The organism is Bacillus sp. JHAA (assembly GCF_036961585.1).
Lineage (GTDB): Bacteria > Bacillota > Bacilli > Bacillales > Bacillaceae > Bacillus > Bacillus velezensis.
On sequence record NZ_JBAMDE010000008.1, the window covers coordinates 107,442 to 123,044 of the forward strand.

14 protein-coding genes are annotated in these 15,603 nt (G+C 48.0%); 9 read left to right on the forward strand and 5 right to left on the reverse strand.

From position 1 onward, the window contains the following. Positions 1-45: 45 nt before the first annotated feature. Positions 46-396, forward strand: a complete 351-nt coding sequence (locus V7728_RS17530) for a YlbF family regulator (protein WP_014720937.1) — start codon at positions 46-48, stop codon at positions 394-396. Between the two features lie 38 nt (positions 397-434). On the opposite strand, the gene V7728_RS17535 is transcribed toward V7728_RS17530, so the two are convergent. Continuing rightward, on the reverse strand, positions 435-1,574 hold the full coding sequence (locus tag V7728_RS17535) for a DNA alkylation repair protein (RefSeq protein ID WP_099566532.1): 1,140 nt from the start codon (positions 1,572-1,574) through the stop codon (positions 435-437). 383 nt (positions 1,575-1,957) lie between these two features. Between V7728_RS17535 and V7728_RS17540 the strand changes: the two genes are divergently transcribed. The 3 genes from V7728_RS17540 to V7728_RS17550 all read left to right on the forward strand — a co-directional run bounded on the left by V7728_RS17540 (position 1,958) and on the right by V7728_RS17550 (position 5,830). Further along, positions 1,958-2,824 (forward strand): Cof-type HAD-IIB family hydrolase, encoded by an 867-nt coding sequence (locus V7728_RS17540; RefSeq protein ID WP_007409237.1) that lies wholly within the window; start codon positions 1,958-1,960, stop codon positions 2,822-2,824. 112 nt (positions 2,825-2,936) lie between these two features. Next, the gene (locus V7728_RS17545; protein WP_099566533.1) at positions 2,937-4,439 is read left to right on the forward strand and encodes a coproporphyrinogen III oxidase; all 1,503 of its coding nucleotides are present in this window, start codon (positions 2,937-2,939) and stop codon (positions 4,437-4,439) included. Between the two features lie 101 nt (positions 4,440-4,540). Then, the gene (locus V7728_RS17550) at positions 4,541-5,830 is read left to right on the forward strand and encodes a lysine N(6)-hydroxylase/L-ornithine N(5)-oxygenase family protein (protein ID WP_094031624.1); all 1,290 of its coding nucleotides are present in this window, start codon (positions 4,541-4,543) and stop codon (positions 5,828-5,830) included. Between the two features lie 25 nt (positions 5,831-5,855). Here the strand turns inward: V7728_RS17550 and V7728_RS17555 are convergent, their stop codons facing one another. Genes V7728_RS17555 through V7728_RS17565 form a run of 3 tightly spaced genes read right to left on the reverse strand, consistent with a single transcriptional unit; the run spans position 5,856 to position 7,956 of the window. After that, entirely contained in the window at positions 5,856-7,070 is a 1,215-nt protein-coding gene (locus V7728_RS17555) for a cation:proton antiporter (RefSeq protein ID WP_003155266.1), read from the reverse strand. A 7-nt stretch (positions 7,071-7,077) separates the two neighbouring features. Next, a complete protein-coding gene (locus tag V7728_RS17560) occupies positions 7,078-7,575 on the reverse strand; it encodes a cation:proton antiporter regulatory subunit (protein WP_012117200.1) in 498 nt (165 codons plus the stop codon). A 27-nt stretch (positions 7,576-7,602) separates the two neighbouring features. Beyond that, positions 7,603-7,956, reverse strand: a complete 354-nt coding sequence (locus tag V7728_RS17565; RefSeq protein ID WP_052827227.1) for a hypothetical protein — start codon at positions 7,954-7,956, stop codon at positions 7,603-7,605. Positions 7,957-8,140: 184 nt separating this feature from the next. Between V7728_RS17565 and V7728_RS17570 the strand changes: the two genes are divergently transcribed. Continuing rightward, positions 8,141-8,908 (forward strand): enoyl-CoA hydratase, encoded by a 768-nt coding sequence (locus V7728_RS17570; protein WP_007409232.1) that lies wholly within the window; start codon positions 8,141-8,143, stop codon positions 8,906-8,908. A gap of 24 nt (positions 8,909-8,932) precedes the next feature. On the opposite strand, the gene V7728_RS17575 is transcribed toward V7728_RS17570, so the two are convergent. Then, positions 8,933-9,118, reverse strand: coding sequence for a YhzD family protein (locus tag V7728_RS17575; RefSeq protein WP_015239502.1), 186 nt, complete (start codon positions 9,116-9,118; stop codon positions 8,933-8,935). 105 nt (positions 9,119-9,223) lie between these two features. Between V7728_RS17575 and V7728_RS17580 the strand changes: the two genes are divergently transcribed. The 4 genes from V7728_RS17580 to V7728_RS17595 all read left to right on the forward strand — a co-directional run bounded on the left by V7728_RS17580 (position 9,224) and on the right by V7728_RS17595 (position 15,585). After that, positions 9,224-10,120 carry an ABC transporter ATP-binding protein gene (locus tag V7728_RS17580; protein WP_007409231.1) on the forward strand — a complete coding sequence of 299 codons (897 nt, stop codon included), beginning with the start codon at positions 9,224-9,226 and terminating at the stop codon, positions 10,118-10,120. Further along, the gene (locus V7728_RS17585; protein ID WP_025284501.1) at positions 10,113-11,372 is read left to right on the forward strand and encodes an ABC transporter permease; all 1,260 of its coding nucleotides are present in this window, start codon (positions 10,113-10,115) and stop codon (positions 11,370-11,372) included. Before V7728_RS17580 ends, V7728_RS17585 begins: the two co-directional genes overlap by 8 nt. Positions 11,373-11,482: 110 nt before the next feature. After that, positions 11,483-12,706 carry a metallophosphoesterase family protein gene (locus V7728_RS17590; RefSeq protein WP_015239504.1) on the forward strand — a complete coding sequence of 408 codons (1,224 nt, stop codon included), beginning with the start codon at positions 11,483-11,485 and terminating at the stop codon, positions 12,704-12,706. Continuing rightward, on the forward strand, positions 12,703-15,585 hold the full coding sequence (locus V7728_RS17595) for an ATP-binding protein (protein ID WP_099566534.1): 2,883 nt from the start codon (positions 12,703-12,705) through the stop codon (positions 15,583-15,585). The genes V7728_RS17590 and V7728_RS17595 overlap by 4 nt, the downstream gene beginning before the upstream one ends. Positions 15,586-15,603 lie beyond the last annotated feature (18 nt).

A 15,603-nucleotide genomic window follows, 5' to 3' on the forward strand; every position in this document is an offset into this window, starting at 1 on the left:
TTATAGTGGAGTGGTATGTCCGAAAGGAAGAAAGGAGCGGTTACTATGGCAGTTCATTTTTATGATGCAGCATATGATCTTGAAAAAGCTTTGCGAAACAGTGATGAATACAGCCGTCTGAGAGGGCTTTATGATCAAGTAAACGCAGATGAATCCGCAAAACGCATGTTTGATAACTTCCGCAATGTACAGCTGCAGCTGCAGCAGAAACAGATGTCAGGTGAAGAAATCACTCAGGAAGAGGTAGAGCAGGCACAAAAAACGGTGGCTCTCGTACAGCAGCATGAATTGATTTCTCAGCTGATGGAAGCGGAACAGCGCATGAGCATGCTGATCGGCGAGTTAAACAAAATCATTATGAAACCTCTTGAAGAGCTTTACGGCAGCCCGGAATAAGCTCCACACCCCTCCATCTATGAAATGGAGGGGTTTTTTTATTCAACAGAAAAATCAAGCGAACCTTTTACCGTTCCGTTAATGATGACAGACAGAGTGTGAATTCCCCGATAATGCTTGCGGGTGGTTAAATCTTTAAGGGAATGGTGTTTGCTGAAGGCTTTTACGTCTCCGTTATCCATGGCGGACTCCGACATCTTAAACACCTTGCGGCTGCGGTGCCCCCTTTTCTTTACAAAATCAATCGCGTATTCAACCCTGACTTTTTGCCGGGCGGATGAGCGGATCTGAAAAGAAAAATGTATGCTTGTTCCGATGGCGGCCGTTTCCGAATTCAATGTAAAACGTTCCAATGAAATCCGGGAGGCGTCTTCAAACCCGAAAACCGCAAGCGCCTGTTTGTCTCCTCTTTTTAACAGTGTCCTGCAGGCGTGCTTCAAAATCCAGTCCGTGTGCGGACAGCTTCCGAACCGCTCGGCTGCGATCTGTGCCAGAACATCCGGATGTGTTTTGGAGATGTCATTCAGGTTATTCGCCACGCTTTTTCTGACATATAACGAGTCATCCTGCATCAAGCGGTCCAGAACAGGGAGAATCGGAGAAGGATCGTCAAGAAGAGCCGGAATGGAGATTCCCCATGGCAGGCGCGGTCTTGACCCTTCGCTGGCAAGCCTTCTGACATGTTCGTCCGGATGCTCCGTCCAGGAAAGGAACTCTTTGAACATCCGCTCCCGGTCAAGCCTGATATACGGGCGGACCGCAAATTCGGAAGTGGAAAAACGAGTGAAATACTGAAGCGCCTTCATTGATTCGTCCCAGTGATCCGTTCCGTACTGTTGGACATAATCGGGAAAAATAATCCCGGCGAGCCCTGAGAAGTGGGGAGCTGTCTCATATAAGACGTCAAGCGCCCGTATGTAATCCTTCGGCAGTGTTTCATATAAAGAGTCTGTGATCCGGCGCATCCGCTGTTTTAACGTCAGTCCGGGCCAATCTTCCTGAAACATCAGCGCCCGGCACTTGTCCCGCTCAAAAGCCGGATACGCCGATTTGATTCTGTTCAGAAGTGCTTCTGCAAATTCTTCGTTATAAATATCTTTTAATAGAGACATGACAGTCACCGCTTTTTTTCTTTTATTATATGAGAATGTATGTTCTCTTTCAACTTTATCATACATTCAGCATAGATATTTCCTCTGATTTTTTTAGTTAAAAAAACCCTTGTTTTTTAACAATATAATTGAGATAATAACTCTGAAAGCGCCTACACTTACAGATGATCTAAGGATACGGTCGCCTATACTGCCTGGTATGTTAAGGGGTAGCAACAGAGAGTAAGTGAAACGAGCGCATCAACGGTCAAATAAGGGGTTCCTGATATATTTCGTAAATAGAAATACACATTGGGGAGAAGGCAGCAAATCGATCGTATCCCAACAAAACGACAGTTCAAAGTCTGCTTGAGGCAGGCTTTTTTGCTGCGGAGAAAAGGTTGTTCTAAACAAAGAGACAGGGTCATATCCTAATGACAAGTACAGTCATCAAGGAGGGGGACTTCTCTGTGTCAAAACAAATGCTGGCGTTAAATATAGACGGAGCGCTTCTTCGCTCCAACGGCAAACTTCATCAGACGACAAAGGATGCCATCGAATACGTCAAGAAAAAAGGAATTTACGTCACACTGGTCACAAACCGCCATTTTCGCTCCGCTCAAAAAGTGGCGAAAATATTAAAGCTGAATGCGAAATTGATTACCCACAGCGGCGCATACATTTCTGAAAAAATAGATGAGCCGTTTTTTGAAAAGAAAATATCAGAAGATCATACGTTTAATATTGTTCAGGTGCTGGAAAGCTATCCATGCAATATCCGGCTTCTTCACGAAAAATATTCGATCGGAAACAAGAAGAAAGTGAACTCCAATCTGGTCGGGAAAACGATGATTCATCCGTCTGACCCGATTTTTTATCCGGTGCAGTTTGTCGAATCATTAAGTGACCTGCTCCTTGATGAGCCGGTTTCAGCGCCCGTCATTGAAGTGCATGCCGAAGATGGCCTGCAGGCTGATATAACGGATACGATAATGAAAGCATTCCCGGCCGTCGATGTGATCCGCGTCAACGGAGAAAAACTGAACATCGTGCCTAAAGGGGTTTCAAAAGAAAGCGGACTTTCGATGGTCGCCGCTGATCTCGGGCTTTCAATGGAAGAGGTTGTAGCTATCGGCCATCAGGAAGATGATCTGCCGATGATCGAGCTGGCCGGTCTCGGCGTCGCGATGGGGAATGCCTCAAATGAATTAAAAAGAAAAGCGGACTGGGTGACAAGGTCAAATGATGAACAGGGAGTCGCCTATATGATTAAGGAATATTTCCGCATGCAGCACCGCAAAGGCTTTCTCGATAAGTTCCATATGAAACGGCCGTAATCAAGAGCCGCAGACGCGAAACGCCGGTCTGCGGCTTTTTCGCGGATTGATTTTAGCCTGTTCTTTCTGTACACTAAAGAAAGTTTTGAATCTGAAAAATAAGGTGATCACATTGCAAATAAAAATAGACGGCATCACGGATGAGAGGCTGCATCGTCCGCTGCAAAACATCGCGAATTTATTTTTTGAAGAGTGTGTTCTTGCGTACGGCGAAACGGAGGAACCCTCTGATCTCGTCATCTCACTTGCCATTTCTCAAGATGCAGACAGCGTGTCGGTATCCGGAGAAATCAAAGGAACCGGCGAAAAGGAACATCATACGAAACCGCTTCTTGCCGGATGGAGCGAAAAAGAAGTATTTAAACAGGTGAAAAATACGCTGTCATATGTCTACTTAAATCTTCTTCAATCGCATACGGGCATGACACAAAAATGGGGAATCTTAACCGGCATCAGGCCTACTAAACTTCTTCATAAAAAGCTGCAGAGCGGCCTGACAAAAGAAGAGGCGCATGCCGATCTGAAAAAAGATTATCTGATCCATGATGAAAAAATCAATCTGATGCAGGAGATCGTCGACCGCCAGCTCGCTGCGGTTCCCGATCTGTACCGGGTCAAAGATGAAGTCAGCATATATATCGGCATCCCGTTCTGCCCGACAAAATGCGCCTACTGCACGTTTCCGGCTTATGCCATTCAAGGACAGGCGGGAAGAGTCGGCTCCTTTTTATGGGGGCTTCACTATGAAATGCAGAAAATCGGAGAATGGCTGAAGCGGCATGATATCAAAGTGACGACCATTTATTTCGGCGGCGGCACGCCGACAAGCATTACCGCTGAAGAAATGGATCTTTTATATGAAGAAATGGTCCGCTCTTTCCCGGATGTCGCGAATATCAGGGAGATTACCGTTGAAGCGGGCCGTCCCGACACGATTACGGAGGAGAAGCTGGCCGTTTTAAATAAGTATAAGATTGACAGAATCAGCATCAACCCGCAATCTTATGAAAACGAAACGCTTAAGGCCATCGGCAGACATCATACAGTTGAAGAAACCATCGAAAAATACCATCTTTCCCGCAAACACGGCATGAACAACATCAACATGGACCTGATCATCGGCCTGCCGGGAGAAGGGACGGCTGAGTTCAGGCACAGTCTTGAGGAAACGGAAAAGCTGATGCCTGAATCTTTGACCGTTCATACGCTTTCTTTTAAACGGGCGTCAGAAATGACGAGAAACAAGCATAAGTATAAAGTTGCCGACAGACAGGAAGTGTCCCGCATGATGGATGACGCCGTCCGCTGGACAAAAGAGCACGGCTATACGCCGTACTACTTGTACCGGCAGAAAAACATTCTCGGAAACCTTGAAAATGTCGGCTACTCCTTCCCTGGTCAGGAAAGCATCTACAACATTATGATTATGGAAGAAGTGCAGACGATTATCGGTATCGGCTGCGGCGCGGCAAGCAAATTCATTCATCCGGAAACCGGAAAAATCACGCACTTCGCCAATCCGAAAGATCCGAAATCATATAATGACCGATTCGAGCATTATACAGAAGAGAAAATCAAATACTTAGATGAGATGTTCGTCAAATCTGCATTATAATATCAAAAACGGCACGGAATCAGCGTGCCGTTTTTTTATGTTTAACCGTCTGCAAAAACGGGAAAAGACCATCAGACTGTTATTCGCAAGAGGTGCATAATATGTATGATGTCATAGGAGCGGGAATCGGGCCGTTTAATTTAGGGCTTGCCGCATTGTTAGAGGATATACCCGGAACAGACGCTCTTTTTTTCGATAAAAAGAAAGAATTTGCGTGGCATCCCGGTCTATTAATTAAAGGGACGGATTTACAGGTGGCGTTTCTGGCGGACTTGGTCACGCTCGCCGATCCGAAAAGCCGCTACACGTTTTTAAACTTTCTCCATGAACATGACCGGCTGTACCGGTTTTATACGTTTAATGAATTTGATATTCCGAGACGGGAATTTAACGACTATTTGAGCTGGGCGGCTTCAGAAATCAAATCATGCCGTTTCGGCTCAGAGGTAATCGGCGTGAAAAATGCCGGCGGACATTATGACGTCAGCGTCAAGAACATTGAGGACGGAAGCATCAGTGTCTATCAAACGAAGCATTTCGTCATGGGGACGGGGTCTGAACCGCTTATTCCCGCAGAGATTGCTGCCGAAGCGCGTCAGGACACGATGGTCAGCACGGAATATTTGTTTCGGAAAGACGAGCTCGCCGGCGCCGAATCAATTACAGTGGTCGGCTCCGGACAGAGCGCCGCGGAGATCTTTTCTGACTTATTGCACGATGAACAATACCGCCGCAGCCGGCTGCAATGGGTGACACGCTCCGCCGGATTCCGAGAATTGGAAACCGCCAAGCTCGGACAGGAAATGTTTACACCTGATTATGTGGAATATTTTAACCGCCTGCCTTTTAAAGAACGGCTGAACACGCTCCCTGAGCTGGACGGACTGCGCCACGGCATTGATTCTGACACACTTGCCGCCATTTACGATGCCCTGTATCACAGATCGATCAGCGGAGGTTCGCCTGACGTATATATTCAGCCGATGGCGGAGCTTAAAAAAATTGAAAAGCAAAACGGGCGCTGCGTACTGAGCTTTCATCAATGGCAGATGGATGAAACCTTTACGGCCGATTCAGAAAAAGTGATTTTGGCGACCGGCTTTAAACCTCATATTCCGGAATGGTTTACGGCAATTGCCCCCGATATCGAATGGGAGGATGAGAAACGGTTTAAAGTGACGGCCGATTCCCGTCTTGTCTTTAAGGACGACAGGCGGCATCATTTTTTCACATTAACGAATCTTGATCATGCTCACGGAACGGGCGCTACGAATTTGAAGCTGTCTGTTTACAGAAACCAAAAAATCATCAATACCATTCTGGGAAAAGAGCATTTCTCCATTAATAAAAAAACGGCTTTTCAGCAATTTCTTCCCGCTCAAAAAAACTGACCCCTTATGAAGAGGTCAGTTTTTTTTATGATTTCTGCGGCTTCTTTTCAGGCGTCTTCCATTTGAACACGCTGTTCAACAGGAGATATATCCGCTTCGATTCTTTCGTGAGCAAAGGGCCGAAGATGGCCAGTATCAAAACATATAAGGCGGCGAAAGGTTTAAGTGAAGCGGACAGGCCGCCGGCGATGCCGAGATTTGCGACGATAATGGAGAATTCGCCGCGTGACACAATGGTCAGCCCGATATTGGACGATGCTTTATGAGAAAGCCCCGCCCGGCGCCCGGCGATCATGCCGGCGATAAAGTTTCCGGCAATCGTCAGCAGAACGGCGCCGAGGGCAAGCCATACCGCATCTCCGAGTGAAAACGGATCAATGCTGAGACCGAAGCTGAAGAAAAACATGGCCCCGAAAAAGTCACGGAACGGCACGACAAGATGCTCAATCCTGTCAGAATGGGCCGTCTCCGAAAACACGAGTCCGAGCAAGAGCGCGCCGATCGCTTCAGCGACATGAATCGTTTCGGAAAAGCCGGCAATGAAAAAGAGCGCGGCGAAAATGACGATGACAAATACCTCGTTTGAACGGATATCAAGCAGCTTGTTCAGCAGAGGCGGCAATTTTCGAGCGGCAATGAAAAACAGCAGCATATATCCGAAAGCGATCACGATTGACATCAGCGCGCCTCCGACAGACGTCGCGTCTCCCAGAACAAGCCCGGAAACGACGGATAAGTAAACCGCCAGAAAGATATCCTCAAACATAATGATGCCGAGAATCAGCTCCGTTTCCGGATTGGCCGTGCGCTTTAAGTCGACAAGCACCTTTGCGACAATGGCGCTTGATGATATCGTGATGACGCCCGCCAATACAAGCACTTCCAAAAAGGAAAAGCCTGTGATAAAGCCGTATATCAGCCCTAAACTGAAATTAATCAGAATATAAATCGTTCCGCCGGCGGCGATTGAACGTCCGGATTTGACTAATTTTCCGACCGAGAATTCAAGCCCGAGGTAAAAGAGGAGGAACAGGACGCCCATCCGTCCGAAAAATTCAATCACTTCCCGGCTTTCGATAAACGTCAGGTCAATGATGCCCGCTTGGGGCGCGTGCGGCCCGACGAGCATTCCTAAAATGATCAGGAAGGGGATGATCGAGAATTTAATTTTATTGGCGATGACACTCGCAATGGCTACAAGAACTAACGCCGTACCGACTTCAAATACGAGATGGTCCATAAACAGATCACACTCCGTCTCTGGAGAGGAAGTCTTGGATCAGCTTTTTCAGATGCTTTCTTTCACCTGAGAGGACGAGTGTATCGTTTGCTTCAAGGAGCGAATCAGCGCCCGGGTTTAAAAGCTTTTTCTGGTTATGCTTAATGATGGCGATGACCGTCACGTCATAGTTCTGACGCACATCCAGTTCGCCGAGCGTCCGCCCTGCCGCTTTTGCCCCTTTTTCAACTTTAAACCATTCGATAATCAGATCGTTGAACGCCATTTCAATCGATTCAAGCGCCTGCGGTTTATACACCATACCGCCGATAATCGCGGCAATCTGTCTTGCTTCCGCATCATCAAGTGAAATGCTTGCCAGAAGCTCATCAGGGTCGCGGTCATCAAATCTGTAAATTTCCCGCCTGCCGTCATCATGAATGATGATCGTCATTTTTTCATGATTTCTCGTTTCGATTTCGAATTTTTTCCCGATGCCGGGCAGATCGTTTTCTTTAATATTCATAAAAAATCCCTCCGGAATATACTGTTTTTACATCGTAAATACAGATTGGCAATGAGAAATTGTCTGATGCCGGAGGTAATTTGACTGGTATTGTATCGGAATGGCGCATGTCCTTTCCATTGTGGAATCAATGAATTGATCAAGAGGTTTGACAGATAACAGGGAGATCATCCGGGATAACGCACCGTATCCTTTTGACAGGCCTTGCGGAGCGGTTTTGGTGTGAACCGGCGTCTTTGCCGAATCCGTTTCCTGCGGGTAAACCGAAATTTGTACATGGCTGTCTGTTTCTGTCACCAATTGGGAAGGAAGAGCGACATCCGAAGGGGGGAACAGCACCATAAAAAAGCTCAGTAACAAGCTGAGTATCACATATTTCATTATCGGCGTTTTTCCCCCCTTTTGTTTTGTATATCAATTTCACTATATAAAAATGTATGTTCAGTTTCAAATGATATGCATTTTTCGGTATCTATTGACCTTGAAAAATAAAGGAATTTCGCTTCGGCGGAAGGAATATATCATTTGAACAAAATATGTAAGCGGATTCAAGGAGGATGTAAACATGCAGTATATTCGCTATGAAGAAAAGGGAAAGATCGCAGAGATTGTGCTGAACCGGCCTGACAGTTACAATGCGCTGAATGAACAAATGCTCCGGGAATTGGAAAACGCATGCGTGATGGCAGCCGACAGCGAAGCGCTTATCGTCCTCTTGCGGGGGGAAGGCCGGGGATTTTCCGCGGGCGGTGATATCCAGATGATGACGTCTGATCATGATTCAGGAGAATATGAACGGCTCATGAAAATGATCGAATCCATTACGCTGACGCTCTATGATATGAAAAAAATTGTGATAGCCGCCATCCACGGAGCCGCGGCGGGGCTCGGGCTGAGTTTCGCGCTGTGCGCCGATGTGGTGCTCGCTGAAGAAAACGCCCGCCTCGCGATGAATTTCATCGGCATCGGATTGGTTCCCGATGGAGGAGGCCATTATTTATTAATGAGACGCGTCGGTGAGATCGAAGCGAAAAAACTGATTTGGAGCGGTGAAAAATTACCGGCTGAAAAAGCGGTGCGGCTCAAGCTTGCCGACGGGCTGTTCAGCGGCGGCCCTGCGGAGGGGGCACAACCGTATATCGACCGATTGCTGCATGCGCCGCTGTCAGCGATGATTGAAACGAAGGCTATTTATCAGAGCCTCCATATCAGCCGGTTAAAAGATGTTTTGTCTCTTGAACGAAAGGCCCAGGAAAATATGAGAAAAACGGATGATCATAAAGAGGGCATCCGCGCCTTTTTAGAAAAACGGACGCCGCAATTTAACCGATAAAATACAGAAGCCGGAAAGCTTCTGTTATCTGTGGAATAAAATCAGCTTTCCGGCTTCATTTACCAAGCGATGAGTACTGTTCTCAAGCTTTTTTTCCTTCAATAAAGCCTCTCCGGCGGCCTTCGCCTCCGCCTCATTATCCGCTTCGATCCGTTCATTCAGCAGCGTTTCTCCCGACGCATGGAATGCGGTCAATACATATTGTCCCATCATGTCACCCCCTTTATAGAATGATATTCTGATAAAGAATTTAAAATCCTCCATTAATTTTTACCCATTATTAGTATATAATGGGTCAAGGAAGGAGTTGGATTCGTGCTTACAATTGAAAACGTAACGAAAACATTCGGCAGCTTTACCGCTGTTGACAATTTGAACCTGCAAATACCTGAAAGGGAAATGTTCGGGCTGCTCGGCGCAAACGGCGCGGGAAAAACGACGACCTTTCGGATGATTTTAGGTCTTTTAAGCCTGACTGACGGGCATATCACCTGGAAAGGGCAGCCGGTCAATTATTCCATCAGTGAAAAAATCGGCTATCTCCCGGAAGAGCGGGGGCTGTATCCGAAAGTGAAGGTGAGTGACCAGCTTGTCTATCTGGCGAGATTAAAAGGAATGGGCAAAAAAGAGGCGGAAAAAGAGCTCATGACATGGCTCGAGCGGTTCGGCATTACAGATTACAAGAATAAGAAAGTCGAAGAGCTGTCGAAAGGAAACCAGCAGAAAATCCAATTCATTTCGGCCGTCCTGCATAAGCCTGAACTGCTGATTCTCGATGAACCTTTCAGCGGTCTTGATCCGGTGAATGTCGAGCTGCTGAAAGAAGCGGTTATTTCTTTGAAAAACAGCGGCGTTTCCATCGTTTTTTCAAGCCACCGAATGGAGCATGTGGAAGAACTTTGCGAGAATTTGTGCATTCTCCAGAAGGGAAAACCCGTCGTTCAAGGCAATCTGAAAGACATTAAGCGGTCTTTCGGCAAAAAAAATGTCACCGTTCATTCAGATGATGACCTCAGCTTTTTAAAAACGCATGAAGGCGTCGTGAAATGGAAGGAAACAAATGACGGAATCAGACTGCAGGTCGCGAATGAACCGGTTTCTCAGGATATTTTCCGGGCGCTGCAAGGGAAAGGTTTTATACGGAAGTTTGAATTGGAAGAGCCGTCACTGCATGATATTTTTATAGAAAAGGTGGGGGCCGTTTATGAATAAATTTTGGATTATGCTGTTTCATACATATAAAAACAAAATCGCGACAAAGTCATTCATTATTTCGACCGCCATTACCGTTTTATTAGTATTAGCGGTGACCAATCTGCAATCGATTATATCCGTGTTTCAATCGGATGACGGCAAGCAGCAAATTGCGGTGATTGATGAAACGGGCGGGCTGTACCCGGCGTTTGCAAAACAGCTTAAAGCGGCGGATACAGACAATGATCTGCAGGCAATGGAGACGAAGGAGTCCGAAAAAGATGCCGTAAAGCGTGTCAAAGACGGTGAATGGGACGGACTGTTTATCATCAGACAAGATCAAAAAGGAACGATAACAGGAGCATACAAAGCGCTGACCATTTCTGATGAATCAGCGTATAAACTGCTCAAGCAGGCTTTAACCCAGACAAAAACCGCTGTCGAAACCGCCAAGCTCGGCATTTCGGCAGAAAAAGTCAGCAGCCTCTACACTCCGCCGGAAGTCAGCAAAGACGCGCTGGAAAAAGGGGCGAAATCTGAGGAAGAGCTCGGTCAGGTAATGGGGCTTGTCTACATCATGCTGTTTGTCATCTACTTCTCAGTTATCATGTACGCAAGCATGATTGCGATGGAAGTGGCGACGGAAAAATCGTCCCGCGTCATGGAAATTTTAATTTCAAGCATGCCGCCGATTCAGCAGATGTTTGCCAAACTGTTCGGTATCGCGCTCGTGGGGATCACACAGTTTGCGGTGCTGATTGCGGCTGGTTATCTCTCACTGAAGCTGAACCCTCAAAATGATGCGTCGTCGCCGATCAGTGCATTTCTCAATTTTAAGGATGTTCCCGTCTCGACGATAGTCTATGCTGTCATTTTCTATTTGCTCGGCTATTTTCTTTACGCGACGCTTGCCGCGTTTCTCGGCAGTGTTGTCAGCCGGATAGAGGACGTACAGCAGACGATTCAGCCGATGGTTTTTTTAGTCGTGGCAGGTTTTATGATCGCCATGTTCGGCATCGGCAATCCTGACGCCGGTTTTATTACCGTTACCTCTTACATTCCGTTTTTCACGCCGATGATTATGTTTTTACGCGTCGGGATGCTCGATATCCCGTTTTGGCAGGCTGCGGCCGGAATCGCCCTGACACTGCTCACTATCGTGATCTTTGCAGCGGTCGGCGCGAAAATTTACAAAGGCGGCGTTTTGATTTACGGAAACGCCAGCGGATTCAAAGCGATCAAACAAGCGCTGCGCATCTCCAAAAAATAAGTGAAACAGCCCGGAACAGCCGGGCTGTTTTTTTATTTTACAGAACGTGCATTCGTATAAAAACGGTGCTAAAATAAGGGTAATTCAATTTGCAGAAAGGGGAGGGCGAGATGGCTGATCTGACGTTTATTCATGCCGCTGACCTGCATCTGGACAGCCCGTTTTACGGCATTTCGAATCTGCCTGAACCGGTATATGCGCGTATTAAAGAAAGCACATTTCACAGCGTCCGCCGACTGACGGACGGGGCACTCCGGGAGCAGGCAGATTTCGTGCTGCTTTCGGGGGATCTGTTTGACGAAGCCAACAGAAGTTTAAAAGCCCAGCTGTTTTTGAGAAAACAGTTTACGAGATTACAGGAAGCGGATATCCAAGTGTTCGTCATATTCGGCAACCATGATCATTTGGGCGGTAAGTGGTCGCCGATTGAATGGCCGGAAAATGTACATATCTTCACCTCGGATACACCGGAGGAAAAATCTTTCTTTAAAAACGGAGAGCTTGCGGCAAGCATATACGGATGCAGCTATCAGGAAAGAAGCGTAACGGTCAATCAGGCGGCCCGTTACCGGAAAATGACCGGCGCGCCTTATCATATCGGCATGCTCCACGGCATGTTATCAGGAGCGGAAGGGCATGACCCGTACTGCCCGTTTACGAAAGAAGACCTTGAAAAAAGCGGCATGGATTACTGGGCGCTCGGACACATTCATAAACGGCAGGTTCTGTCCGCCCAGCATCCCGCCGCCATTTACCCGGGGAATATTCAAGCCCGGCATTTAAAAGAAACCGGGCCTAAGGGATATTATCTCGTCCGGGCGGCAAACGGTGAGATGTCTTGGGAATTCAAAGAAGCGCATGATGTGTTATGGGAGGAAATTGATCTGGATATCTCCGGAGCTGAACATATGACTTCACTTCTGAAAGCCGCATCGGATACATTCTCCGGCTTGCGCGCGGCGGGCCGCCCGGCATGTGTCAGGCTGGTGCTTCGCGGCGCGGCGCCCCGCTTTTGGACGGAGGCGCCCGCAGGTATCGCGGAGGAGCTTCTTTCCGCTTTACAGGAGGAAGAGGCCGAAGAGGAATGTTTCGTCTGGCCGCTTGCGCTTGAGGATCGGACGGATGAAACAGACACCGTGCCGCCCGATCCGTTTTTTAAAGGGCTCCTTCAGGACATAGAACAATGCGCAGACATGAGCGGTGTATTTGAAGCCCTTGAGCGTCATCCCGTATACCGGCGTCAGATGGCTTCATTTACAGATGAAGAGATACTGGATATTAAGCGGCAGGCTCAAGCCGTTTTAAGACGCCAGATGAAGGAGCTTCAGAGATGAAAATAACGGCGATGCATATTTACCAATACGGAAAATTTTCCGACCGAAGTTTTCAGCTGTCAGATTCTCCCGTGCAAGTGATCTACGGGTTAAATGAAGCGGGCAAAACGACATTGATGTCCTTTATCAAAAGCGTGCTGTTCGGTTTTCCGAAATCAAAAAAATACGAACCGAAAAACGGCGGGGTTTACGGCGGCACTGTGGAATTGAAGCATGGCGATCACGGCGCTGTCAAAATCGAACGGACAAAAGGCGCTGCCGAAAAAGTCAGAGTGTATACGGCTTCAGGCGAAATCAAGGACGGAGAATGGCTCAAACAGCTTCTCTCCGATACAGACCGGGCGCTGTACGAAGCGATCTATTCGTTCGATGTATTCGGACTGCAGGAGATTCAAGCTTTTAACCGGGACAAAATCGGCGAGTTTCTCCTGTATTCGAGCTTATTCGGGTCGGAAGCGGCGGCAAAGCTTGACGGGCGACTGGCAAAAGAACTTGACAGGATGTATAAGCCGAACGGGCGGAACCCCCGCTTAAATCAGGAGTTGGATACATTAAAGCGGCTCAGCGCCCAGCTGAAACAGGCGGAAGCTGCGGAAGCGGGCTATCACAGCCTTCTGGAAGAGAAAAAAAGCGCCGGCGGCCGTTTGCAGGATGCCGAAGCACGATTGAAAGACATAACTGAAGAAATCAAAACAGTAAAATCGGCGATAGAAGCAAAGCCGCTCGCAGACAAAAAAACAGCCTTGGAAAGCGAACTTTCTTCTTATCCGGTAGCATTGAAGCAATTCCCGAAGGACGGAATGCATCAGCTTGAAAAATACGAATCGCATCTCCATCCGAAAGCGGCCCGTCTTGAGGGGCTTCGGGCAAAAGCGGCTGAACTCAGGCGGCAGGCTGATCTGCTCGCTCCAAATGAGGACTTGCTGCAAAAAGAGCGGCAGCTGCAGGAGCTTTCCGGCGAGCAGCATATGTACGAATCGCGCGGCGAACAGCTTGCCGCCATCCAATCACAGATCCGGCAGACATCTGCCCGCGTTTCGTCAGGATTGCAGCAGCTCGGAAGACATGAGGAGGACGGCATTCTTTCACTGAACACCGATTATGAATATGAATGGCGGCTGCAGGAAGCCGTGCAGAGCGCCGGACAGGCAAGAGAAAGAAAGACACAGCTTGATGCGATTTTCGAACAAGCGCGGCTGGAGCTGGAAGAAGCCGAACGAAAACATGCCTTGACGGCAGAAAACATTTTGGACCCCGCTGTCAGGAAAGAAAAAGAAGCCGCTTTACAATCATATAAGCAAACGGCTGATACAGAAGGAAACGAATGGCAGGCACATGTTCAGCATCTGGAAAAACAGCGCGCCAAACAAAAAAAGCTCTTTCTCGGTGCGGGCATTCTGTTCATTGCGATTTTCGCTATGTTAAAGGAATGGCTGCCCGCCGCCCTTTTTACCGGCGCTCTGCTGCTGTATATGCTGTCCGGCATGCAAAAACCGCTGCCGTCAGAAAGAGGAGGGCCCGGACACAAGAAAAAGAAGCCGGCGATCTCTAAAGAAGCGGCTGATCTTCTGCAGGAAGAGCTTTGGCGTGACGGCCGGCACCGGCAGCAGCTGATTGCGGATCAAGCCGTGCTTGAACAGAAAGAAGCGGCATATGAAAGAGTCATCCGCCAATATGAAGAATGGGAGGCCGAAATGGCGCCGTCTGAAAAACAGGCGGAACTTTTTATGAAGGAACTGGGGTTTTCAGGAAGTCCTTCCCATCTTCTTGACGCATATCATGTGATGAAAGATGTCAAAAAAGAAATCCTTAACAAGCATGAGCTGACCATTGAAGCGGGCAGGCTGCAAAAGCTGCAAAGAGCATTTGAGGACCGGGTCAAAAAGCTGAGTCCTTCAGACGGAAGGGAGCTGTCCGTAAAAGAAAGACTGCACGTTTTGCTGGCGCAGGCGGAACGGGCCCGTGAGGAAGCAAAACGAAAACAGGCGCTCGAAACGGATCTGCTGCATGCACAAGAGCAAATGCGTGAATTAAATGAAGAAGTTCATTACTACGAACAGCAGGTCAAACAGCTTTTCATGGCGGCAGGCGCAAAAAACCGCGAACACTTTTGTGAACTCGCCAGGCTGACTGAAAGCCGCCGGGAAACAGAGCGGCAGCTGCGCGAAATCAAAACGCACTTGTCCGGCATAGGCGGAAAACAGCTGGAGCCGTACATGAGCCGCACAGTGTCCGAACTTGAACATACAGTCGTTCAGAAGGAAACAGAGAAAAAAACGCTTGAGGAAAAAAGCGCCCAGCTCCGTGAGCAAACCGCTTTATTAACGGTGAAGCAAGAGCAGCTGGAGTCCTCGGGGCTTGTATCCGATTTAAAACAGCAGACAGAAATGCAGAAGGAGCGCGTGAAAAAAACCGCTAAAGAGTGGGCCGCATTACAGACGGTCAGACACATTATCAGGGAAAAAATGGAGCGGCATAAAAAAGTGACGCTTCCCCGTCTGTTAGAAACCGCCGGTGCATTATACGGACCGCTTACGGACGGACGCTATCACAAATTGTATTTTTCCGAGGCTGATGATTCCATTATGGTTATGCGGAAAGACGGAACGGTGTTTTCTGCAGGCGAACTGTCACAGGCGGCATGCGAGCAGCTTTATGCGGCGATTCGTTTTGCCCTTGCGTCAGAGAGGGAATCTGCGGTATCACTGCCGTTTTTACTTGATGACAGTTTTGTCCATTTTGACAGGCAGCGGCTGCAGCGGCTGTTTGATGTGCTGAATCAGCTTTCAGAAGGCGGGCGGCAGATACTTTATTTCACCTGCCATGAGCATGTCAGCCGGTCTTTTCACAGCGGACAAGTCATGCGGCTCCTGTCATAAAAGAGTTTATTTTCAAAA